The organism is Neolewinella lacunae (genome assembly GCF_014349155.1).
Lineage (GTDB): Bacteria > Bacteroidota > Bacteroidia > Chitinophagales > Saprospiraceae > Neolewinella > Neolewinella lacunae.
This window is the reverse complement of sequence record NZ_JACSIT010000151.1, coordinates 1-22,677: the sequence shown is the minus strand read 5'-3', so window position 1 is coordinate 22,677 and position 22,677 is coordinate 1. Positions and strand designations below refer to the sequence as shown.

General features: G+C 56.6%; 21 protein-coding genes. 6 read left to right on the top strand and 15 right to left on the bottom strand.

Annotated elements, in window-relative coordinates:
* Nucleotides 1-90 precede the first annotated feature (90 nt).
* The 5 genes from nagB to H9S92_RS18690 form a co-directional block, all read right to left on the bottom strand.
* Nucleotides 91-2,046, bottom strand: a complete 1,956-nt coding sequence (gene nagB, locus H9S92_RS18710; protein WP_187468226.1) for a glucosamine-6-phosphate deaminase — start codon at nt 2,044-2,046, stop codon at nt 91-93.
* 224 nt (nt 2,047-2,270) lie between these two features.
* On the bottom strand, nt 2,271-2,825 hold the full coding sequence (locus H9S92_RS18705; RefSeq protein ID WP_187468225.1) for a GNAT family N-acetyltransferase: 555 nt from the start codon (nt 2,823-2,825) through the stop codon (nt 2,271-2,273).
* Nucleotides 2,826-3,382: 557 nt separating this feature from the next.
* Nucleotides 3,383-3,634 carry a chaperone modulator CbpM gene (locus H9S92_RS18700; protein WP_187468224.1) on the bottom strand — a complete coding sequence of 84 codons (252 nt, stop codon included), beginning with the start codon at nt 3,632-3,634 and terminating at the stop codon, nt 3,383-3,385.
* 30 nt (nt 3,635-3,664) lie between these two features.
* The gene (locus tag H9S92_RS18695; RefSeq protein WP_187468223.1) at nt 3,665-4,588 is read right to left on the bottom strand and encodes a DnaJ C-terminal domain-containing protein; all 924 of its coding nucleotides are present in this window, start codon (nt 4,586-4,588) and stop codon (nt 3,665-3,667) included.
* A 122-nt stretch (nt 4,589-4,710) separates the two neighbouring features.
* The gene (locus H9S92_RS18690) at nt 4,711-6,333 is read right to left on the bottom strand and encodes a helix-hairpin-helix domain-containing protein (protein ID WP_187468222.1); all 1,623 of its coding nucleotides are present in this window, start codon (nt 6,331-6,333) and stop codon (nt 4,711-4,713) included.
* Between the two features lie 506 nt (nt 6,334-6,839).
* Here H9S92_RS18690 and H9S92_RS18685 point away from each other — a divergent pair.
* A complete protein-coding gene (locus H9S92_RS18685; RefSeq protein WP_187468221.1) occupies nt 6,840-8,015 on the top strand; it encodes an AIR synthase related protein in 1,176 nt (391 codons plus the stop codon).
* 153 nt (nt 8,016-8,168) lie between these two features.
* On the opposite strand, the gene rpe is transcribed toward H9S92_RS18685, so the two are convergent.
* The 6 genes from rpe to H9S92_RS18655 form a co-directional block, all read right to left on the bottom strand.
* Nucleotides 8,169-8,840: a ribulose-phosphate 3-epimerase gene (gene rpe / locus H9S92_RS18680; RefSeq protein WP_187468220.1), complete on the bottom strand. Its 672-nt coding sequence runs from the start codon at nt 8,838-8,840 to the stop codon at nt 8,169-8,171.
* Nucleotides 8,841-8,960: 120 nt separating this feature from the next.
* On the bottom strand, nt 8,961-9,224 hold the full coding sequence (locus tag H9S92_RS18675) for a hypothetical protein (RefSeq protein ID WP_187468219.1): 264 nt from the start codon (nt 9,222-9,224) through the stop codon (nt 8,961-8,963).
* Between the two features lie 166 nt (nt 9,225-9,390).
* Nucleotides 9,391-10,269 (bottom strand): aminotransferase class IV, encoded by an 879-nt coding sequence (locus tag H9S92_RS18670; protein ID WP_187468218.1) that lies wholly within the window; start codon nt 10,267-10,269, stop codon nt 9,391-9,393.
* 86 nt (nt 10,270-10,355) lie between these two features.
* Entirely contained in the window at nt 10,356-11,150 is a 795-nt protein-coding gene (locus H9S92_RS18665; protein WP_246463990.1) for a sulfotransferase-like domain-containing protein, read from the bottom strand.
* Between the two features lie 106 nt (nt 11,151-11,256).
* On the bottom strand, nt 11,257-12,318 hold the full coding sequence (locus tag H9S92_RS18660; protein ID WP_187468216.1) for an alanine racemase: 1,062 nt from the start codon (nt 12,316-12,318) through the stop codon (nt 11,257-11,259).
* A 133-nt stretch (nt 12,319-12,451) separates the two neighbouring features.
* On the bottom strand, nt 12,452-13,681 hold the full coding sequence (locus H9S92_RS18655; protein WP_187468215.1) for a cytochrome-c peroxidase: 1,230 nt from the start codon (nt 13,679-13,681) through the stop codon (nt 12,452-12,454).
* An 819-nt stretch (nt 13,682-14,500) separates the two neighbouring features.
* Between H9S92_RS18655 and H9S92_RS18650 the strand changes: the two genes are divergently transcribed.
* A complete protein-coding gene (locus H9S92_RS18650) occupies nt 14,501-15,766 on the top strand; it encodes a DEAD/DEAH box helicase (protein ID WP_187468214.1) in 1,266 nt (421 codons plus the stop codon).
* Between the two features lie 87 nt (nt 15,767-15,853).
* Here the strand turns inward: H9S92_RS18650 and H9S92_RS18645 are convergent, their stop codons facing one another.
* Both H9S92_RS18645 and H9S92_RS18640 read right to left on the bottom strand, forming a co-directional pair.
* A complete protein-coding gene (locus H9S92_RS18645) occupies nt 15,854-16,414 on the bottom strand; it encodes a hypothetical protein (RefSeq protein ID WP_187468213.1) in 561 nt (186 codons plus the stop codon).
* A 239-nt stretch (nt 16,415-16,653) separates the two neighbouring features.
* Complete coding sequence (locus H9S92_RS18640) at nt 16,654-17,505, bottom strand: TerC family protein (protein ID WP_187468212.1); 852 nt, start codon at nt 17,503-17,505, stop codon at nt 16,654-16,656.
* A 151-nt stretch (nt 17,506-17,656) separates the two neighbouring features.
* On the opposite strand from H9S92_RS18640, the gene H9S92_RS18635 reads away from it, so the two are divergent.
* Nucleotides 17,657-18,151, top strand: coding sequence for a DUF6495 family protein (locus H9S92_RS18635; RefSeq protein WP_187468211.1), 495 nt, complete (start codon nt 17,657-17,659; stop codon nt 18,149-18,151).
* A gap of 343 nt (nt 18,152-18,494) precedes the next feature.
* Here H9S92_RS18635 and H9S92_RS18630 read toward each other — a convergent pair whose 3' ends face one another.
* Nucleotides 18,495-18,881: a hypothetical protein gene (locus H9S92_RS18630; protein ID WP_187468210.1), complete on the bottom strand. Its 387-nt coding sequence runs from the start codon at nt 18,879-18,881 to the stop codon at nt 18,495-18,497.
* Nucleotides 18,882-19,052: 171 nt separating this feature from the next.
* Between H9S92_RS18630 and H9S92_RS18625 the strand changes: the two genes are divergently transcribed.
* The 3 genes from H9S92_RS18625 to H9S92_RS22060 all read left to right on the top strand — a co-directional run bounded on the left by H9S92_RS18625 (nt 19,053) and on the right by H9S92_RS22060 (nt 21,085).
* Nucleotides 19,053-19,778, top strand: a complete 726-nt coding sequence (locus H9S92_RS18625) for a membrane or secreted protein (protein WP_187468209.1) — start codon at nt 19,053-19,055, stop codon at nt 19,776-19,778.
* 609 nt (nt 19,779-20,387) lie between these two features.
* The gene (locus H9S92_RS22065) at nt 20,388-20,792 is read left to right on the top strand and encodes a hypothetical protein (protein ID WP_222936173.1); all 405 of its coding nucleotides are present in this window, start codon (nt 20,388-20,390) and stop codon (nt 20,790-20,792) included.
* 38 nt (nt 20,793-20,830) lie between these two features.
* Nucleotides 20,831-21,085 (top strand): hypothetical protein, encoded by a 255-nt coding sequence (locus H9S92_RS22060; protein WP_222936172.1) that lies wholly within the window; start codon nt 20,831-20,833, stop codon nt 21,083-21,085.
* Between the two features lie 115 nt (nt 21,086-21,200).
* On the opposite strand, the gene tnpC is transcribed toward H9S92_RS22060, so the two are convergent.
* The coding region (tnpC, locus tag H9S92_RS18615; protein ID WP_222936018.1) for an IS66 family transposase at nt 21,201-22,677 on the bottom strand (1,477 nt) is incomplete at its 5' end.

Genomic DNA, 22,677 nt, shown 5'->3' with positions numbered 1-22,677 from the left:
GAAACTCCATGGGCCCAAAAAACACCCCGCCTATCCCGTGCGGCAGCGCATTCACTCATTCACTCATTCACGCATTCACTCATTAACCCATTAAAACCGCCACCGCCGAAACGCCTCAATAGCCTCATACTCCGTCAACCCCAGCTGGTTATACCGCCGCGCCGTCTCCCGGTTTCGCTGCTCCGCCCGCTGCCAGAATTCCCGGTCGTCTTCGCCCTGGAACATCACCCCGTCTTTCTGGCTCTGGTGGAAGAAGATCGCCTGCCGCTTTTTGTCCACTTCCTGCGGACTCAACGGCACAGCCATTTCGATTTCGTGGACCGGCCATTCCTGCCAAGCCCCACGGTACAACCAAAGCCAGGTGTCTTTGATGGCCTTATCCCCCTTCAACTGCTCCAGGGCGGCGAAGATGGCGTCCAGGCACACCTTATGGGTGCCGTGCGGATCGGCCAGGTCGCCCGCCGCGTAAATCTGGTGCGGCCGGACCTGCAGGATGAGTTCTTTCACCAGGTCGATGTCCGCCTGCCCCAGCGGCTTTTTCTTGCTTTTGCCCGTTTCGTAAAATGGCATGTCCAGGAAGTGGATTTGGGAATCCGGCAATCCACAGAAGCGCGCCCCCGCCGCGGCTTCGCCGCGCCGGATGAGCCCCTTGATTTTCAAGACCAGGTCGGGGTCTTTTTCGGCCGACTGGTCCGGGTGTTTCAAGGCTTCCAGCGCCGCGTCCAGTTGGGCATTTTCTACGCCGCTCAGCAGGTTCATTTCGTGGCAGAATTCGGCGAAGCGCCGGGCGTCGGTGTGCGATACGGCGATGTTGCCGCTCGTTTGGTAGGCGACGTGTACCTCGTGGCCCTGGTCCACCAGCCGCAGGAAGGTGCCGCCCATGCTGATGACGTCGTCGTCGGGGTGCGGACTGAACAAAATCACCCGCTTGCGCGCCGGGTCGGCCCGCTCGGGCCGCTGGCTGTCGTCCACGCCAGGCTTGCCGCCCGGCCAGCCCGTGATCGTGTGCTGGAGCTTGTTGTACATCCGGATGTTGAGGTCGTAGGCCGAGTTGCCCAGGGCCAGGAGGTCCGACATCCCGTTGTTGTTGTAGTCCCGCTCGGTCAGTTTCAGGATCGGCTTTTCGAGTTTGCTGCTCAGCCAAACGATGGCCTTGCGCGTCAGGTCTTCGTCCCACTGGCAGGGGCCCACCAGCCAGGGCGTTTTGAAGCGCCGGAGTTCCGAGCAGGCTTCGCGATCCAGCAAGACCGTCAGGTTATCGTGTTCCTGGAGGAAGGAGGCGGGTAAAACGCTGGTTTTTTCGCCCTCCACGGCTTCCTGGACGATGGACGCTTTCTTATGTCCCCACGCCACCAACACCACGCGGCGGGCCTTGCGGATCGTATCGATGCCCATCGTAATGGCGCGGGTTGGGACGTTATTGAGCCCCTGAAAATCCGGCGCGGCGTCCACCCGCGTCAGGTGATCGAGGGTGATCAGGCGGGTGAGGCTGCGGGAGTTCGAGCCCGGCTCGTTGAAGCCCACGTGGCCCGTCCGGCCAATGCCCAGCAACTGAAAATCCAGCCCGCCGTGGCGGTTGATCTCTTCTTCGTAGTCCATGCAGTGTTGGTACACCGACTGCAAAGGCACCAGCCCGTCCGGCAAATGGATGTTCTGCGGGTCGATGTCGACGTGGTTGAACAGGTGCTCGTGCATGAAGTACCAGTAGGAGCGGGTGCTCGTCCGCTCCATGGGGTAGTACTCGTCGAGGTTAAAGGTCACGACGTTAGCAAAACTCAGTCCTTCTTCCCGGTGCAGCCGCACCAGTTCGTCGTACACCCGGATGGGCGAGGAGCCGGTGGCGAGGCCCAGGACGCACTTTTGGCGCTGGTAAGCCTTGGCCCGGATCAGGTTGGCGATCTCGTGGGCCACGGCCACGGAGGCGTCGCCGCTGTCCGCAAACACCTCCACGTGCATCTTCTCGTAGCGCGTCACATCAGTGCGCCCTACGTGGCGGTAGGAAATATCGGCGTGGTGGGTTTCGTGGATGGGGAGCAGATCGATCATGCTAGGCGGTGGTTTTGGCAAGGCGGAAAGATAGTGCGGTTTCAGGATCGGTTAAAATTTTCCCGCCTCCTTCCGCTCGCGCCCTGTCCAGTTCTCCCTTTGGGGGCTAGGGGCCTGGGCGCGGCCGCAGGTGCTCAGACCGTACTAAGGAGCAAGGAAAGCCACCCAGCTCCTTCCCTCCGCGCAAGCTAACCACGCAGTAGCAGCGCAGCTAATGTTCAATTTTACATTGTAAACTGTAAATTGTAAATCTTCAGCTCCGCCGAATCGCCCGGCAACCGCACCAATTCTCCACTCTCCCGAAACCCCAGCTTTTGCAACAGCCCGTTGCTGGCCGCATTTTCCGGCAGCGTAATGGCCAGCAACTCCGTATGCCCCACGGCGCGGGCATAGTCCAAGCAAGCCAAAGAAGCTTCGTAGGCGTAACCCTGCCGATGGTACTCCGGCAGCAGGGCAAAGCCGAAATCTGGCGACTCCAGCTCCGGCCGCTTATAAACGCCCACCGTCCCCAACAAGGCCCCGTCGCTGCGCCTGACCAACACCTGCGGCCCACCCCCCACGTGCTCGTAGGCCGGAAAAATCCGGTTCAACAGGTAATCCTTCGCCTCTTCCACCGTGTACACCCCCCGGTCGCCGATGTACTGCAGCCAGCCCGGACTGTTCACCAGGGCCAGGATAAATTCCGCATCGTCCACCGTGCAACGCCGAAAACGCAGCCGCTCCGTCGCTTGAGGCCCTAGTTGTTGTTCTTCTCCCATCGTCATATTGATTGTCCGCAAAAGTTATTGGTCGCAACCCCTGCGCTGCTGTGCAAAGTTGCACCACCTCCCCCTATTCTCCAAGCAAGACGTGAGGTGGAACCCTGAGGTGGAGACGTTCCACGTCGACGGTAACCCCCAATGAGAAAGCTTCCCTAGAAAGTAGAAACCTTGCCCCTTCGCCGTACAACGGCTTTACCAGGCGTAGCCCCAAAAACTTAGAGCTTGTCTAAAATTTTTAAGAACTGATAATCAATGACTTATGGTTCTGGCTAGACAAAAAATTGCGCGCATAGTGAACTACGTAAGCCATTTTTTGTGACGCCAGGTTCATAAGTGCTTGGTTATCAGGAAGTAAAAATTTAGACAAGCTCTTAGTGTACTTAGTGCTCTTCGTGTCCTTAGTGGTTCAAAAAAGGAGAGCGAAGCTCACCCTACAGCTTAGTCCCTCTTCGTGTCCTTAGTGGTTCAAAAAGGAGTGCGAAGCTCCCCAAAGCAATACCCTTACCAGTGAAAAAAATAACCCTGTCCCTTCTCATCCCTCCCCACTGCGGTAGCCCCTTTAATCCTTTCCCCCTTTACTCCATTACCCCCTCCATTCGCTCCAGCAAATTCAAAATAATATCAATCCCCGCCGCATTCACGCCCAGATCCAGGTGCAAACGCAGCGCCTTTTCCAGCTTCGGCAATTCCGGCTCCGGGATCAACACAATATCGTTCTGACGTTCTACCCGGATGATGCCGTGGTCCAGAAAATCTTCGAGGATCAGCGTCTCACACTGGTGAAAACTGCAAAATTGCTGAAGTGTAACGTAGGTGATGGAGGACATAATCAAAAATATTATTGGCCATGAAGTAGATTAACCTTGGCCCTCGGCCAATTGCTGGTAAAGCTCCCGCTCCCGCTCCGTCAGGGCAGTGGGAAGAACGGCCTGGAGATCGAGGTACAGATCGCCGAAGCCCGGTTTTTTGTAGACCGGCAAACCCTTCCCCTTCAAACGAATGCGCTTACCATTCTGGCTCAGCTCCGGGATGGGGACGCTCACGGCACCACTGGGCGTTTCCACCGTTATTTTGCCTCCCAGCACCATGGTCGTGAGGGCAACGGGCTGGTTTTTGTACAGGTCCGCTCCGCTGCGGGTATAGGCATCGGGCAGACTGACTTGAAAGGTAATCAGCAAATCCCCCGCCGGCCCACCGCCCGCTCCGGGACCACCCTGGCCCCGCAGCCGCAAGGTCTGTCCGTCTTCCACCCCCGCCGGAATGGTTACGCGCAACTGCCTCCCGTTCACCGTCAGCACCTGCTTGTTGTCTTCCAGAATGTCTTCCATTCGTAAGGCCAGACTGGCGGCAATATCCTGGCCCCGGAACGAAGCCCTCCGCCCACCACCGAAGCCCCTGGCTCCGGCCCCACCAAACATCTGGCTGAAGAAATCGGAGAAATCTTCACCACCCCCACTCGTGTAAGTATACGTTTGTCCGCCCCCGAAAGGATTGCCGCCCCGGAAGTCGCCAGCCGACCGGCCCTGGCCTCCCGCCTTTTCAAAGGCCTCCGCGTGCTCCCAGTCTTTACCGTATTTATCGTATTGCTTGCGCTTTTCCGGATCCGACAACACGGCGTTGGCTTCATTAATCTCTTTAAACTTCCGCTCCGCCTCCGCATCGCCTGCGTTAACGTCCGGATGGTACTTGCGCGCCAGCTTACGAAAGGCCTGTTTGATCGCCTTTTCGTCCGCGTCCTTTGCTACACCGAGCGTCTTGTAGTAATCGATAAACTCTGCCATACCTCCCCCAACAACTGGCGCGCGAGTTCGGTTGGCTCAGTATTCACCGCTCTTCGGAGGCTTCGACGGGGCTACTAAAATAAAACCTCCCGGCGAATGCCCCCAATGCTAAATGGTAAATTTTAAATTGTGAATTGTAAATCCCAAACATCCTCCCTCCGCAGCCCTCCCTTCCGCGCCGCCAGTACCCCGTACCGGATATCATTAATCCCCGAAACCGAATGCGCATCCGGATTAATGCTGATTTTTACGCCCTTTTCCACCGCATAGGGAATCCACGCCCAGTCCATATCGAGCCGGTAAGGATTCGCGTTGAGCTCAATGGCCACCCCGTGTTCCGCACAAGCCTCAATGATCCGCCGGTGATCGATGGGGTAGCCCGACCGACTCAACAACAGCCGGCCGGTAGGGTGCCCCAGCATGGTGGTGAAGGGATTGGCAATTGCCTTCAAAAGCCGCTCGGTGGCCTTTTCTTCGTCCATATTTAATTGGCTGTGGATGCTGGCAATCACCACCTCAAAACCCGCTAAAATATCGTCCGGGTAATCCAAATTACCGTCGGGAAGGATGTCGCTTTCAATCCCCTTAAAAATGCGGAAAGGCGCCAACTCCGCATTCAATTCGTCAATTTCGGCCCACTGCGCCCGCACCCGTTCTTCTTTGAGACCATTGGCGTAAAAAGCGCTCTGCGAATGGTCGGTCAACACGAGATAAGCAAAGCCCCGCTCCCGTGCCGCCTCCGCCATTTCCCGGACGGAATGGATGCCGTCCGACCACGTAGAATGGCAATGCACCACGCCACGGACGTCTCCCACCTCCACCAATTTCGGCAAGCGATTTTCCTGCGCCAACACAATGCTGCTGCCATCTTCGCGAAGTTCCGGCGGAATGGGCGGCAAGCCCACTTTGGCAAAAACGTCCTCTTCCGTCGCCAATCCCGTGAAGTCGATTCCCGGGTAAGCCGCCACGAAGGCCTCCAAAAACGCTGGTGCGCCGGTGTACCGAAACTGCCGCGAGCCGAAATTTTCCGCCGTACAGCAGTGCAAAACCACGGCAAATCCCTCGAAACTTGCCGTCACTTTTTCACCATCGACGGCCAAATCTTCGAGGCCTTCAATATCGGGCGCGGCCGCAGGTGCCAGGGTGGTGACAAAGGCAAGGTGGGTCAACGTCGGGCAGCAACGCCGCAGTGTGCCCGTCCGGGCAAAGCGCTCCGCCGGAAAGGCCTTTTCCAGGCGGGCCAGGAGGTCCTCCGCTATCGCATCCAACGTACGGTAGAGGTACTGCCCCTGGCTGCGTTGGTAGAACTCGAGTTTCTCCCGCAGGTCTTCCTGGGTTTTTGCCCCGAAGCCCTTGAGCTCCACCAGCCGGTTTTCGTTGATCGCGTAGAGGAGTTGCCCGACGGTCGTGACGCCCAGCCCATCCCAAACGGCCTTCACTTTTTTGGGCCCAAAACCCCGTACGGCCAGCATCTGCTGGATGCCCGGCGGCGTCTGGGCGCGAAATTGTTCGAGCACCGCCATCTTGCCCGTCGTGGCCAGCTCGTGGATCTTGCCCGCAATGGCCTTGCCAATGCCGTCCATCGTTTGCAACTCCGCCTCGGTCAGGGTGGCCAACGGACGGTCATCCTTCCGCAGTTTGTTGTACGCCGCGGCGTAAGAACGGATTTTAAAGGGATTGTCCTGGTGCAATTCCATCAACTTGGCCAGTTCATTAAAGTGGGCGGCAATTTCTGCATTGGTCATCAGGGACAATTTTGGGCTGGGCTGCAAGGTACTCTATCAAAGGCTTTTCTTCTCTTTGCCTCGTTTTCCCTTCGACCTTGCAGGTCCTCTTTTTTTAACCACTAAGTACACGAAGAGGGACTATGGTATGGCAGGAAAACCTGGTTGAGGGAGTCCCAACTCAAATAGGAAGACCCGGTTGAGGGTGTCCCCACCCGAACATCCACGATTCGGGTAAAGACACCCTTCATCCCACACATTTTGCGTTTTTTGAACCACTAAGGACACGAAGAGGGACTAAAATTATAAAATAATAGGGCTGCGCCTCCACCACCCCAAACTCCATGCCCCACCCCAAGCAACTCCATGGGCGAAAAACAGCCTAACCAGAGCCCCGGCTCCAGTAGTCGATACCCCGCTGCTCCCCCTTTGGGGGTTGGGGGGCCAACTTCCCCTGCACCTGCGACCGCGCAAACATCCACCCTCACTACCGCACTTTCGCCAACATTCGTTCTATCTTCGCGCCCATGCCAAGCAAATACGAGCAACGCGGCGTTTCCGCCACCAAATCCGAGGTGCACGAAGCCATCAAGGGCCTGGATAAGGGCCTTTTTCCCCGGGCTTTCTGCAAAGTTTTGCCCGACGTAGCGGGAGGAGATCCCGCCTGGTGCAACATCATGCACGCCGATACGGCCGGCACCAAAACCAGCCTCGCCTACCTCTACTGGAAGGAAACCGGCGACCTCTCCGTCTGGGAAGGCATCGTCCAGGATAGCCTGGTGATGAACCTCGACGACATGGGCTGCGTCGGCGCGGTTGATAACATCCTGATCAGCTCCACCATCGGCCGCAACAAAAACCGCATTCCGGGCGAAGTCCTGGCCACCATCATCCACGGCGCCCAGCGCTTTGCCGACCGCATGGCCCAGCACGGCGTAGGCCTCCACCTCACCGGCGGGGAGACGGCCGACGTGGGCGATATCGTGCGAACCATCGACGTGGGCTACACCACCTTCGCCCGCCTGCGCCGCGATAAATTGCTCGTCAATAACATCCAGCCGGGCAACGTCATCGTCGGCCTGGCCAGCTACGGGCAGGCGAGCTACGAAGACGAATACAACGGCGGCATGGGCAGCAACGGCCTGACGAGCGCCCGCCACGACGTATTCCACCACGCTTACGCTGATAAATACCCCGAAAGCTTCGACCCCGAAGTGCCCCGCTCGGTCGTCTACACCGGCAGCCGGTCCCTGACGGAGCCCATCGACCTCGGGAACGGCCAAAGCATGAGCGCCGGCAAGCTGGTATTGAGCCCCACCCGGACCTACCTGCCGGTACTCAAGGTCCTGCTGGCCGAGTTGCAAGCCGAAATAGCCGGCATCATCCACTGCACCGGTGGTGCCCAAACCAAGGTCATTAAGTTCATCGACGACGTCCGCATCGTCAAAGATCAACTCTTCGCCCCACCACCGCTCTTCCAGCTCATCCACCAGGAAAGTGGGACCAACTGGCGCGAACTCTACCAGGTTTTCAACATGGGCCACCGTCTTGAGGTCTACCTGCCGGCCAGCGCCGCGCAGGCGGTGATCGATATTGCCGCGGGTTTCAACATTGCCGCGCAGGTGGTGGGCTACGTCGAGGCGGCGGAAAAGCCGACTGTCCGCCTGCACACGCCCTCCGGGGTGGAGGACTACTTTGAGTAAGGTGTTGTCGCTTAAGGTATTGTCGCGGCTTTAGCCCGACTAAGCCTCTCGGGCTTCAGCCCGACTTAGGCCTAGGGAAAAGGTTGAGCTGCGCTCAAGAGGGGGGCGGGCTAAAGCCGCGACAGTACCGCCTCTGCCAACCCCTCTACCCCCTTAAACAAACGCCACCGGGTTCCCCGCAATCCCCTTCAACTGCCGGATCGTCTCCGCCGGGTCCTTCGCCCCGAAAACGGAGCTCCCCGCCACCAAGACCCGCGCTCCGGCTTCGAGCACCTTCTGGGCGTTGTGCAAACCAATGCCGCCATCGACCTCAATCAGGGCGGGCGAGTTGTGGATGGTGATCAACTCCTGCGCCTGCCGGATTTTCGGGATGCTCTGGTAAATAAATTTCTGCCCCCCGAAGCCGGGATTAACCGTCATGATGAGCACCAGATCGAGGTCTTCGATGAGGTTTTCCAGGACGTTAACGGGCGTATGGGGATTCAGCGCAACGCCCGCCTTACAACCCGCTTCCTTGATTTGCTGGACGACGCGGTGCAGGTGCTTGGTCGCCTCGGCGTGCACCGTAATGCCCTGCGCACCCGCCTTGGCAAAACTCTCAATGTAGCGCTCCGGTTGCTCGATCATGAGGTGAACATCGCAGTACTTTTTCGCGTCCCGGGCCACCTGCTCAATGATGAACTGTCCGAAAGAAATATTGGGCACGAAATTGCCGTCCATCACGTCCAGGTGGAACCAGTCGGCTTCACTGTCGTTGATCAATGCGATGGCTTGGTCGAGGCGGCGAAAATCGGCGGCGAGCAGGGATGGGGCAACTAAATGCATCGGGTAGTGGGCTTTTGCCTTCCGGTCAGGCCGGAGGCGACAAAGCTACGGGATCGCCGGATAAAGGATGTCCTCAGGCGGTATTTTTTCCGCTGCTGTAAGGGGGCCTAAGCCCGGGGTTTATTCCTTCGCCTGCCTTTCCTTCAGTTCTTTTTCCACCGTCGTCAACTGCGTCGTGACCAGCGAAAGGGCAACCACAATAACACCGAGCCCAACGATCCCCAGCGTGTTGTTAGCCTCCCAGGTGCCCGCCACGAGCTTTGCTACGAAGTAAATACCGTACAGCAAAATCAGCAGGGAGAGCACCATGACGATGGTCCGCAGGGTCTTTTTCTTCGCCAGTAAGGCCGCTACAGTAGAGGTTTCGTTGCTTTTATTTTCCATCTTACGCAGTTTTTGTTATTCCGGGAAACTGTTTTCTACGGGCGCGGCCGCAGGTGCTCACAGTAAGGATAAGGAGCAGGGAATGGCCAACTGAATGACGTCTATCCCTCTTTAGCCAGGCTGCGTAAGATAAGTTTTTTATAAGCCGCAAAAAAAAGAAGGCCGCTTACTGCTCCGTCAGGGCCCGAAACAGCTCCTGGAGCCGGTCGAGCACCGATCTGCCGTGCTTATTGACGATTTCCCTTCCGTCGATGTGGTCTACCCGCGTCAGTTCACCCATGGTGCCGGTGGTGAATACTTCGTCGGCCGTATAAAACTCGGTCAGTGAAAGGCGTCTTTCCTCGCAGGGGATGCCATTTTCGCGGCACAGGCGCATCACCGTAGCCCGGGTAATGCCCGGCAGGCAGTAATCGGCGTAGGGCGTGTAAACCGTTCCGCGCCGGATACAGAAGACATTTACGCCGTTGGCCTCGGCCACGTAGCCGTCTTTATCGAGCATCAACCCTGCGTCCGCCCCGGCGTTATTGGCCTCGATTTTGGCGAAGATGTTGTTGATCAGGTTGTTGTGGTGGATCTTGCTGTCTACACTCATTGGGCTGTTCCGCCGCACGCTGGTGGTGATGAGCCTGATGCTCGCCGGGTACACGGGTGGTTTGTGTTCGGCCAGGACGATCAGGGTGCAACCTTCCTGGTTCAAACGCGGGTCCATGCCCGAGGTAATTTTGCGTCCCCGTGTAAGCGTCAGGCGGATGTGCACCCCATCGGTCATGTCATTTGCTTCCAGCGTGCGGTAGATGGCCCGGGTTACTTCCTCCCGACTGGGAATCCCCCGGAAAAGCATGGCGTGGGCCGAATCGAAAAGCCGGTCCAGGTGGGCCTCCAGCGTAAAGACTTTCCCCCGGTACACCCGCAGGCCTTCCCACACCGCATCGCCGCCCTGGACGCTGCTGTCAAATACACTCACCTTGGCCGCGTCGCGGTGCAGCAGTTCCCCGTCGATGTACACCAGGATGTCCCGGTTGGCAGCATTGAATTGTTGTAGCATGGGTTGTAAACTAAATGTTGATGCACCTTAAGCGCGTCGATTTTGGCGACAAGAATAAGCTATTCTGAAGAAGTGCACGGAAGCTTCTACAACGCCGCCTCCAGAAGCGTGGCGTAGAGCGGCTGGCAGGCTTCGGCAATCGCTTCCAGGTGGGGAGGGAGGGGGTAGTCTTTCGGAACGTAGGGCTGAAAGCCGGTGCTGGCGTGCACGTTGGCGTACCAGTACGGGGCCCACACGCCGTCTTCGGGCCGCGGCCCGGCTGGCCATTGCAACATCGCAGGGGTATATGCTATCCCGATGGCTGCGCAGAGCCGCGAAAGTACCCCGGCGGGATTCTGGAGCAAGCGTGCACTGTCTACCACGGCCGTTAACTTACCCGCTGCCTTCAGAGTGTGGTAGAGCTCGTGTTGTTGCCCGATGCCAACGTCCTGAGCACTCACCTCCGACACTACTTTGCCGTACGAACTGAGGATGGCCCGGGGATCGCGGATGAGCAGGATATTTTGCATCCGGTCTAAAAATGCCAGGTCGAGGGCGATTAAATGATGGGTCATTTGCTTGAAGATGACGCAGGGTTTTCCGTAGTCGTCGTTCAACATGGCTGCCACTACTTTCTCGCCATCGTTTTCCTGGCTGGCCAATACGGCCTCCCGACCCGGATGCTCGGCTACGGTCGTCTGGTGCCGCAGGTAGTGCGCGTACAGGGGTTCATCAACCACCGCTACTTCGGGGTGTTGCGCGAAACTGTACATCAATGCCGTGCTGATGTTGCGGGGGGAGGATAAAAAATTAATCCTTTGGACGGTAATATTGGGTCGTTCATCACCTTTTAATTTTGTTTCGGCCCCTGTATCTGCGTCGGTCGATGTCATTTCCCTCATTTCTGTTTTTATTTTATCTATGAATGTATTAATTTGGGCGTACATAGCGTCTCTCAACGCGATTTACACGCTCTGTCCCAGGTTGCTGTGGCAGAGCGTTTGTCATTCAGGGTACCACCACTGTTTCCCCCGTTGCCCGCATCCCGTGCACCGTGGCGCAGGCGTGTACGGGTAAGACCCCCAACAGATCACCCGGTTTCATTTCCGCCAGCCAAGCAGCTGGCAGTGCTAAGGTACCGTGCTCCTGGCTCAGTTTTTTTACGTACGCCCCCGACGTTACCCGGGCCTCCCAGGTGCCGTCGGGTTGTAGCCGAACCACGGCCCCGTAACGCCCGTCCGGCAGGCGATCCGCCCCCAACTGCACCCAGCCACCGTGGACGATGACTTCGCCCCGTGCAGGAATCACCTGCACGACCGGCACCGCCAGGCAAACGGCAATATCTTCCAATGTACAGGCCCCCAGCTCCGTCTGCACCAGGTCGTAGTAGAAAAAATTGCCCGGGCCGATGCTCGTTACCCCCCGGAAATCCTCCTGCGTACTGCAAGCCGGCGTGTCACCCACGGCAAATTCCAGGGGCCGGCCCCCAAAGCCTTCCCGCATTTGCACGATGATGTCCAGTAAAGATTGGTGGACCCGCGCCAGCTCCGCCGCTCCGCCCGCCGCGTAAGTATGGCCGGAGTGCACGTAAAATCCCCGGAAGCCCGCTTCCCCGGCCGCCGCTACGATGCCTTCAATCTCCTCCCGTGCGTCCCAGGGGACTCCCGAGCGCCCGTAGCCCGCATCCACTTCAATGAAGTAGCGAAGCCCCGGAATCCGCCTTGCCGCCAAGGCCTCGGCGGCTACCGCGTTAGTGAGAAAAACCGATAAATTGACTCGTTGGGCCAGCTCCGCGAGGGCCGGTAACTCCCGCACGTTCAGCGGCATGGCAATAGTGATCCGCTTCCAGCCCGCTTCTACGGCGTCTTGGGCCATGCGCAGGCTGGTCACGGTGACCTCCCGAACGCCGTATTCCCTCGCCCAGGCGCTCACCGTCGCCGATTGGTGGGTTTTGAAGTGGGGGATCAGGTCAAGGCCGTGTCGCGCAGCCCGCTCGGCCATGCGCTGCAGGTTGCTGCGGACTTTACTTTCACTCAGCAAAAGGGTAGGGGAGGTAAGGTGGGCAAGCATGGCGGGTGGGCAAGACGGCGGTTTAGCGCAACCGGGGAGAACATTCGCCCAGCGCTGCCGCAACCTGCGGGGCCAAATAAAGGCAAATTAGCCGTACCTACGAAACCTTGCCCCATTAAGTGGCGCGATTTGGCTACCGGAAAGGATCCGCCAGCGCGGGATCGCGCAGCACACTTTCGTCGGTCGTCATCGCCAGGAAGTCCAGCAGGGCTTGCTTTTCGGCTTCGCTGAAGCGCATCTTACGGGGACGGTTGTTCGCGTCCCGCAGCAATGGGTGGAGGTTGCGGTGGTCTTGGATGCCGTCGCTGTAGTGGTCAATAACTTCCCGCAGGGTGGCGAAGCGGCCGTCGTGCATGTACGGCCCGGTCAGCGCAACGTTGCGCAGGAAAGGAACCTTGAAGACGCCGTTGTCAAAGGGGCTGCCCGTTCTGCCGCCTACGCCCTGGTCGGCGTAAGTGACTTCCAGGCCGTTGTTGGCCACGGGAACCAAGGGCTCCGTCAGGCTGGGGCTGTGGCAGCTGGCGCAGTTTACCAGGAAGAGTCGGCGCCCCGCCAGCTCTGAATCAGTAAATCGCCCGTTGAGTTGTTGTCCGCGTTGTTCAGCGTCGACGAGCTCGTCAAAGCGGGAGTTCATGGACATGATGGAGGCGGTGAATTTTTCGAGGGCCAGCGTGATCCGGTCGGGCGTCAGGTCGGCGGTACCGAAGGCTTTGACGCTGAGGATGCGGTAAATCTCCTGGTTGCGCAGCTCGGAAGAAAGCTGGTGCAGGTCTTTGCCCATTTCGATGGGGTCCTGGATGGTGGCGATGCTTTGTTCTTTGATGGTGGCGGCGCGCTCATCCCAGAAAAACTTTACGCGGCCTTCCACGGCCCGGTTCTCGCCGTCGTCGGAGCTGCCGTAACCGCTCACCGCCGGGGCAAAGGTGGGTACGGAACCCAGGGCGATGGAGTTGCGCTTGGTCACCGCACCGTTGATGCCGTCGGAAAAGGCTTTGTCGTCGGAGAAGGCCTTTTCCTGCAGGTGGCAAGTGGCGCAGCTGGTTTCGCCCGTGGCGGAGAGTTGCTTGTCGTAGAAAAGGACCCGGCCCAGCAGGGCCTTGCGGGCGTCGGAAGAGGAGGTGAGCAGTTCACTCATCCCCGTAGAATTGCCAATGTGCTGCGGCAAACGCGTTATGGGCTGGGGAATTTCCCGGGGGATGTTGAGTTGGGCACTCAAGGTCGCAAACTCCTCATCATTGAACCGCAAATCGTCGGGGTCGCTGAACCCATCTACCCGCGGAGCGTCAATCGTGGATGACTCCGGCAAACAGGCGGTCAGCAGAAACAGGGAAACAATAGCAAAGAGGGTAAGTAAACGGTGCATATGCTGGGAGTTTAGCGTAAAGTTACTGGTTATGTCACGAAACTGCCACCTGGGGGTCAGTTAAATGTCAGTTAAAGGACGTCGTTGGGCCCTGGAGCGTTGTATGAGGAAGGAAGAGCTTCGTTCTTTTTTGAACCACTGGTTTTTTTGGAGCTTCGCTCTTTTTTTGAAACACTAAGGACACTAAGAGCACTGAGAGCACTAAGATTTGGCCCGGTCTCGGGGAAACATCTCCACTTCTCCAAACTCCAGGTAACTCTAAGCAAAACTCCATGTCACTCCATGGGCTAAGAAAAGCCGGACCAGAGGTCCGGATCCAACCAAAACCAAAAGCCCCCCGCCGCGTTATAACCCCCAACCACACGTCGCTCCGAAATTTTGGTTGACCCTACATTTTATCTAAATTGGGAAGTGACTTAGGGCTGTCTAGGGCGGGCCTCAAAACCTTTGACTTGTCAGGTTTCTCAAACGGACCCCGGTTCGTGGCAGACAAGGGGATTACCGAACCAGCCCAGCTATCCCAACCATGTTTTTGTCGAGGAGTCAAACCACTCCGGGGGCGCGTGTGGGTTTTTTATTTCACCTTGCGCCCTCTGAATTGGCCGTTTAAACGCTAATTATCCAAGTCTTTGTCATTTTACTTGTTAATGTGCCTGGAAAGCCCTATTTTTGCACCAAATTCCGGCGAACGCGTATTTATGCGCGTGGATTGCTGCCGGCGGTTTGTGTCTTCCGACCCCACAACCATCCAATTTCAGGACGCCCGAGCGTGATGTAATCCCACAGTTCTCGGCTTTCCTCCCTCCTCTTTTACTTTTTATGGAAAATTCTCGTTCAGGCGGCGCCACCAAGGGCCGTCCCGCTAACCGTCGTAATAAACCCGGCGGTAGCCGACCAGCAGGCGGTCGCAACGGCGGCGGTGGATCCCGCCCTTCCGGCGGTCCCCGCGGCGGCGGCGACCGTCGCTCAACCCACGTCTACAAACCCATTGACGCCCACCTCATGGTCCACGAAGCCGTGCCCATGAAAGACGTTACCTACGTCTCCGAAACGAAGTACGACGACTGGGACCTCCACCCCAAGCTGAAAATCGCCCTGCGCGCGGCGGGCTTCAAGGCCCCCACCGAAATCCAGGAAAAAGCCTTCAGCGCCATCGTGCAGCTCAAGGACATCATGGGCATCGCGACTACGGGTACTGGCAAAACCGGCGCCTTCCTGATCCCCATCATCGATGCCCTGTTGAAGGATGAACCCTTCCAGACCCTCGTCCTGGCCCCCACCCGCGAGCTCGCCCTCCAGATCGAGCAGGAGTTCATCACCCTCACCAAGGGCATGACCTTCACCTCCCTGACCCTCATCGGCGGCCGCAACATCAATACCGACATCCAGAAGCTGAAGCGCGACTACGACCTGATCGTGGCCACGCCCGGTCGCCTCAAGGACCTGCACGGCCAGGGCAAGATCGACCTCAAAGAAGCTTCCGTCCTCATCCTCGACGAGTTCGACCGGATGCTCGACATGGGCTTCCAGAAAGACGTCGTTTTCCTGGCCGACCAAATGGGCCAGCGCGACCAGACGATGCTCTTTTCCGCCACCCTTGATAAGTCGCAGCAGAAACTCATCGATCACTTCCTTACCGACCCCGTCACCTTCAAGGTGAGCAGCGGAGAGGCTTCCGCTGAACACATCAACCAGACGGTCCGGTACGTGGACCCTGAAAACAAACTCGACGAGCTGGTCCGCCTCATGCGCGAGCCTGAGCTCAAGCGGGTACTGATCTTTGCCGAGACGAAGCACCGTGTGAAAAAGGTGACCAAAAAGCTCCAGCAGGAAGGCATCCCCGCCGACGAAATCCACGGCAACAAAAGCCAGAACTACCGGCAAAAAGCCCTCGATGATTTCAAACGCGGCAAAATCCGTGCTCTCTGCGCAACCGACGTTGCCGCCCGCGGCCTCGACATCGACGACGTCACCCACGTCATCAACTTCGAAGCCCCGACGGATTACGATGTGTACATCCACCGCGTGGGGCGGACGGGCCGCGCCGGCAAAACCGGTGAAGCGATCACCTTCGTCGATAAATAATCCAGTTCCTTCCCACTAACAGAAAATGCCCGGGTGACTTCACAGTCGCCCGGGCATTTTTCGTTGAATCGGGATGTGTTCCGGTGCTTAGCGCTGGCCACCGCGAGGTCCGCGACCGCCGCCCTGGCTCCGCCGGGTCTCCATAGCGGCTTTGCGCTCTTCCTGTAGTTGGGCCCGCTGCTCGGGCGTCAGGACGGCCTCAATTTTGGCTTGCCGGGCCTTGCGGGCTTCGGGGCTGCGGTCGCCCGTCCGGCCTTCTTCCATGATGGTTTTGATCTGAGCCTTCTGCTCCTCGCTGAGGTTCAGGCTGCTGAAGCGCTCCTGCATGCCTTCGCGGGTGGGCTTGCCCTGGGCTTTGCGGAGTTCCATGGCGGCAGCCTGGTTGGCTTTGAGCTGCTCAAGTTGCTCCGGCGTCAGCAGGGCGTGAACTTTGGCCTGGAAGGCTTTGTGCTCTGCCTTGCGCTGGTCTCTTTCCGCCTGGTAGAGGGCTTTGATCTCTTGCTTCTGGAGGTCGGTAAGGTTCAGGTTGCCGTACATTTTTTCGACGCGGTCCTGGACTTTGTCGCGGCCCGGGCGCTCGGCACCTTGGGCAGAAAGGGTGAATGTGGCTGCAAAAAACAGCAGCAGGCTGAAGAATAAGGTACGCATATTGGTATTTTTTGTTTGGTACCCTGCTTGGACGGATGCAACCTGCCTTGGTTTAACCTCCGGAACCTATCCTAACGTTTCTTTAACCATTACAGCCGTTTGATGAGGGCGCGGTCGCAGGTGCTCCCCCCCGGCCCCCCGATGGGGGGAGTCAGGACAAGGAGCAAGGGCCGTCTTCTCCAAAGACAATCCTTGCTCCTTATTACGCAATCTTGCACCTGCGACAGCGCCCACCTGTGCTACAAGGGACCGTCGGGCTTGGCCGCCTCCTGAGCGTAAGTGTTCAGTTTTACCTGCTTACCGGGCTCGGTGGCGGGACGGATCTTCATGTTGAGGAATTCGACGAGCAGCGAGAAGGCGATGGCGAAGTAGAGGTAGCCTTTGGGGATGGTGCCGACTTCGCTTTCGAAGATTTTGAGGTGGCCGAGGTGTGCGCCCTCCGCCACGAGCATAAAGCCGATGAGGATGAGGAAGCTGAGGCCCAGCATCTGGATGGTGGGGTTGCGGTTGACGAAATTGCCGACGGGTACCGCAAAAAGCATCATAATCAGCACGGAAATCACTACGGCGGCGATCATGATGACCAGGGCACCGACGATGCCGTTGGTCATCCCCACGGCCGTAAGGATGGAGTCGAAACTGAAGACGATGTTGATGATGGTGATCTGAACGATGACCGACTGCAGGCTGGCGGCCTTGCTGCTCGTGCCGGGGTCGCCGTCGGAATGTTCATCCCCTTCCAGCTTGTGGTGAATTTCGGAAGTGGCTTTGTAGAGGAGGAATATGCCCCCGGCGATGAGGATCAGAGACTGGCCGCTGAAGCCGGCCTCGGCCCAGCCCCAGTCGAACTCCAGCCAGGGTTCTTCCAGCGAAATGAGCCAGGAGACCCCGAAGAGCAGGGCAATGCGCATTGCCATGGCCAGGATCAAGCCGATGTTGGTCGCCCGTTTCCGATCGGCCTCGGATTTCAGTTTCCCGGAAGCGATGGAGATGAAGATGATGTTGTCGATGCCCAGAACGATTTCAAGGAAAGTCAGGGTCAGCATGGAAAGCCAGACGGCACCACTGCCAAAATCGGGTAATTCAAACATAGTTTCTCAGTTGGGTATCGTGTACGGAGGGCAATTTCTGCGGGCGGTCAATTTCCCCGAACCGCAACAAACGGTCAGTTGTTGGCTTAGCTCCCGGGAATTGCCCACCCGAAGGGCAAAACTACACCAAACTTATTATGTTTGCCCCTCCATGAAAGAAAGCAAATTTCGTCGCCTCACCCTGGAGGAACTCCTGCCACTGAAACCTCAGTTCGTCAAATTCCTGAGCGTCCACGGCATTGACGCTGGCAGTTGGGAAAAAATGAAGACCGCCGACCCGGAACGGGCCGAAGGTTTTATCCTGCAGTTTTCGCAGACCATCTTCGCCGGGGTGATTGATAAAGTGGAGTACCTCCTGCACGTCCGTCCCCAGGACTTGCGGACCTACAAAACGGGGCCGGACAAGATCGAGATGCGGGGCGTGTTTCTCCCGGAGGAAACGAGCTTCGACTTTACGCAGGAAGACCTTCCCGCTAAGGAATTGTTTGCGCGTCTGAGGTCGGCGGGCGTCCGCCCCAAACTGTACGCCGCCGAACGGGCTTACCTGCCGATTGGGCGCGACCAGGATCTATTCCTGCTGATGGAGGAGGGGGCATTGATCACTGACGGGGGGTGGTTTGGGGTTTTGGAGGCTTTGGCTGGGTGAGTGGTGTTTGGTATGACTTCCTGCTGGAGCTTTGTGGGGGATCCCCGGATTACGGATGCTTCGCATCCTTCATCCGGGGTTATTAAGGTTCGACCCCTACCGGGGTCAGGAGGGAAGCTGAGTACCCAAGCCGTCTATGATTTGCGCGTTGCGAATTACGACTACCGGGGTCAGGAGGGAAGCTGAGTACCCCTACCGGGGTCAGGAGGGAGGATGGGTATTCCTACCGGGGTCAGGGGTTGTTGAACCGCTCACGGTGTTCTTGCTGACTTAAGCCCTTAGTGTAGCTCAGTGCCCTTAATGCCATAGTGGTGAAAAAGTGGGGTTTCGCAGCAGCCTACGGCTAAAGGTCGCGGACCGAATTGCGGTCGGTGATCACTTCGCGGAGTTCGCGGAGGAAGGTGATTTGGCCCGGGGTGAGTCTGCTCTTCAGGGCCTCTTTGATGCTTACGAAAGTTCCCGCTTCGAGGTCTTTAAGGCGTTCGGCGAATTCGGCGGACTCTTCGAAGAGCATCTGCTTGAGAGAGGGGATTTCGTGCCAATCGCCTTCGACGGCAACGGCGTGTTCGCTTTCGTCGCTCATCTCCAGTTCAATGAGGTCCTGGCCGGATTCCATGTCTAGGTCTCCACCGGGGAGGCCCCATTCGTCGGACTTATTGAGCAGGAACACTTCGAGGCCCCGCTCGCGGAAGCGGTAGATGATGAGGCGAGCTGTTTTACGTAAACCCAAGGGAAGATAATTGCGTGTACCGTTGGAGGATGCTCTACCGAAGGGGAGAGGCTATACCTGCGTAACGGGAGAAAATACTTTTCGTTCACCGCAAAGATACTAAGTATGGGCCGAGCGTGGTTCTTTGCTTTGGAGGATGGCTTACCTTTGCTCCGTAAATTCTGGCAAACCATGCGTACTATTCTGTTTTTCTGCTTGCTTTTTGGCGGCTTTTGCCCGTTGCTGGCCCAGTCTGCCGCCACTAAATTTCTGGGGGCCTGGGAGTCGGACTTCGTTGACGGGCAGGGACGCAACTCCAAGCTCAGCATGATCATTGCCGATGGTTACCTGAGCATGGCGGCTTATAACCCGGAGGATGGAGACTTCATAGCCACCCTGGGTGGCAGCTGGCGGGCCGACTGGGAGAAGTTCAGCATCACGTACGAGTTTGACTCTTCCGACTCCCTGCAGGTGGGCGGCGTTGCTACGATGCCCTACCAGCTTACGGGTGATGTGCTTATTTTCAACCAGGACAAGGTCTGGACCCGTGTAGACGACAACGCCCCGGGCGCGCTGGCCGGAGCATGGGAAATCATCGGCCGGATGCAGGGGGAAACTTTGCAAGACCTCAGTGCCCGCCGGAGCGGTCCGCGCAAAACGATGAAAATCCTCTCCGGCACCCGCTTTCAGTGGATCGCTTACAACACCGAGACCCGGCAGTTTATGGGCACTGGCGGCGGGCGGTACACCACCGATGAGAATGGCCTGTACATTGAGAAAATCGAATTTTTTAGCCGGGATGCGAGTAGGGTAGGGCAGCAGCTCAGCTTCGACTTTGCGCTCAAAAACGGGGATTGGGTGCACCGGGGCTTGAGCAGCAAAGGGGTGCCGATTCATGAGGTTTGGGGGAAGCGGTAGGGGTTTTTGAAGGTATCGGGGCGGCTTCAGCCCGACCTTGGCTGCTGCGCAGTTCTTTTTTTGAACCACTTATATCACTAAGGGCACTAAGGTTGCACTAAGTAGTTGCTGTTACCTGGATGTTTGGACTGGTGGTCCTTTTTTTACCCAGGGAGTTATTTGTGGTTATTGTCGCGGCTTTAGCCTGACTATTTGGACCGGAGGTTCGTTTCTGCCCATTGATGGATTTACTGCGCTTGGCGGTGGTCTGCCTCTGAGTGCCTAGGATTCTGGATGCGGTGTATCTTCCGTTCCTCCTCTCCCCGGATTACGGAGGCGTTGCATCCTACATCCGAGGTTATTAAGGTTCGACCCCTCCGGGGGCGGTTGGTCATCGTTAAGATTCCCATCCGCCTGGAATTTTGCAACTACGTTTGAATGGTGTAGAGGGGTAGGGTAGTATGGTGTGATATAAGAGCTTGTTGGGATTTTTGCTTCCTGATAGTTGGGGGTATAGGGTAGTTAGCCACCACTACCCCTCACTTGTAAGGAACGAGCCGGGCCGCAAGTTGCTGCCCGAATCTCCTCGAAGGCTCAGCAGCTTCCAGCTGGAGAAGTAAGAGCAAAAGCGTGATCGGCCATGGCTTTGAGCCTGAAGATTTGGATGGGCGGAGAGGAAAGCATAGATTTGGTTATTGGCTGATCATTGTCCGTGCTGAGGAACCTCCCATTTGCCTGATGCCATACACCGCCTGGGCAACACTTCAAATCCTAGGCCGATTGTACAAAATTATTAATATGGGACTGAGAGAAGTCAAAATGGAACTTGAAAAACTTGATAAGGATAAACTTATAAACCTAATTGTCGATTTGTATAAAAATAACAAATCGGCTAAAGAGTTTTTTGACTTTTACGTTCAGCCAAATGATTTGGAACTTTTTAAAAAGTACCGTGATAAAGTATTTGAAGCTTTCTATCCAAAGCGTGGTTTTGGCTACAAACTGAAGGATGGAAAACAAGCCATTAGCGACTAAAAAAAAATAAACCATCTGTTGAACTAGTTGCAGATTTATTGCTCTTTTACGTTGAAACTGGTGTGAAGTTTACGAACGAATTTGGTGATATTGACGAGGGGTTTTATTTGAGTATGCAGACAACTTATGTTACTGCATTGAAGCTGATGAGAAAAGAAAATTTGCTTAACGACTTTGCCTACCGAGCAGGTAAAGTCGTAAGTGACTCCAGTAATATTGGTTGGGGTTTTCACGACTATTTATTTGACGCCTATTCCGATTTTTATGCTGATTATTTAGATGACACAGATTAGTGGGTTAAGTCGGAAGTTTCGATACTGTAAGTCGACTTCAGCGTGGTTCGGAACGAGTGGGGGGTAAGTCCGGGCCGCTATGGCAAGACTTGGGGTATTAGAACTTACAACGTAACTATTCAGGGTGTCGAGCCAGCCTCATATAGTCACAATTTCCCGGAGTGAAGAGGTTAACGAGTTCTTCTACCGGGTCCGCCTGCCGCTTTATTGCAGTAGCAACAAAGGAGCGAATGTCCATAAATTCCTGGGCGGCGACCAGCGAACGGAAGCCTCCAGATACTTTTTGACGGACCTTATTCATGCGCAGATCCCTTTCCGCCTGATTATTATCAAACTGAGCCAATGCATGCGTCATAAAACGTAACACTTCGTCTTCATTGTCTCTTAGTCGCAGCAGTAGGTTCACCGTTTTGGTTTGAGCTGTTCGCCCGCGCGTACTCCCGTCCTCTTTAACGGCCGGAGGATTTTGCTTCAGCCCGATCGCAAGGAGCTCGCGGTATTTTTTTCGGTGGCGGCCCTGCCATCGGCGATCAACGACACTGGTGGAGGATTCGACTTTTTGTCGCTTTACTTGGAGCAAAAGTTTGATGAAGGGATCGGCCCATTCTCCCTGTTTATCCCGATCAATAGCATAGATAAGGTCACGTAGCAGATGGGCAACACATAAGGAGTGAGTGGCTTGGGGATAGGCATGATAAGAGTGATAGTCATCCCGGTGCAGGATTCCTTCAAACCAAGTGAGCACATCCATCTCATCATGTGCTTCACGTCCTCTCTTGGGATGAATCATGAACAAACTGAACAATTCCGTTGCCGCCACATGTACCCAGTGTCCGATACCTTTGACCTTCATACCCGTCTCGTCAAAAAAGCCGCACAGGGATGCTATTATGGAAAAGCGTAACGTCTCCAGAAACTCCGGTAATTGGCGTGCAGCACTCTTGCGAAAGTTGTCCAGCGTTCCGGTACTCAAGTTTACGCCAAAAACCTTCAGTAACTGCTTGGTCCGAAAAGCAGGTATGAATTGAAAAGCTGATAGATAGACACTGATCGCTTTGACTCTGGGGCCGTACTGGAATTCGTGCTTGATATCTTCCGGGCAACCAGCTGCCTGCCATTGGATGGCACAGCATGGGCAGGTCTTGATTTCAATCCTGTGCTCGGTAACAATCGTTTTTAGCGGTGGAATATCTTCCACCTGCTTGCGAATAAAACCATCCGGAGATACTCCTGATAAGTTAGATCCGCAGCCCGGGCACGCGGTGATCGTGTAGGGGATAATCTCGTCGGGATTGTCGATCAGGCGGCTCTTGCTTCCTTTGTGCCCCGATTGACCGCCGGGATTTTTGCCCGACTTTTCCCGTAGAGACCTTGCCTTAGTAGGCTTGAAGTCATCCTTGCTTGGCGGCTTGGAACTATTGCCACTAGTAACCGCTAACTTATCTTCAAGCTTCTTTATCGTCGCTTGCTGAGCTTCGCAGAATGGCATGAATAAGTCCACAAGCATCAAGCCCTCAGCACTAAGCGCCGGGCGGAGATTATCAACTTCAGCCTTAAGTTTTGCGAAAGTCATGCCGAAAAGTACTACTAAT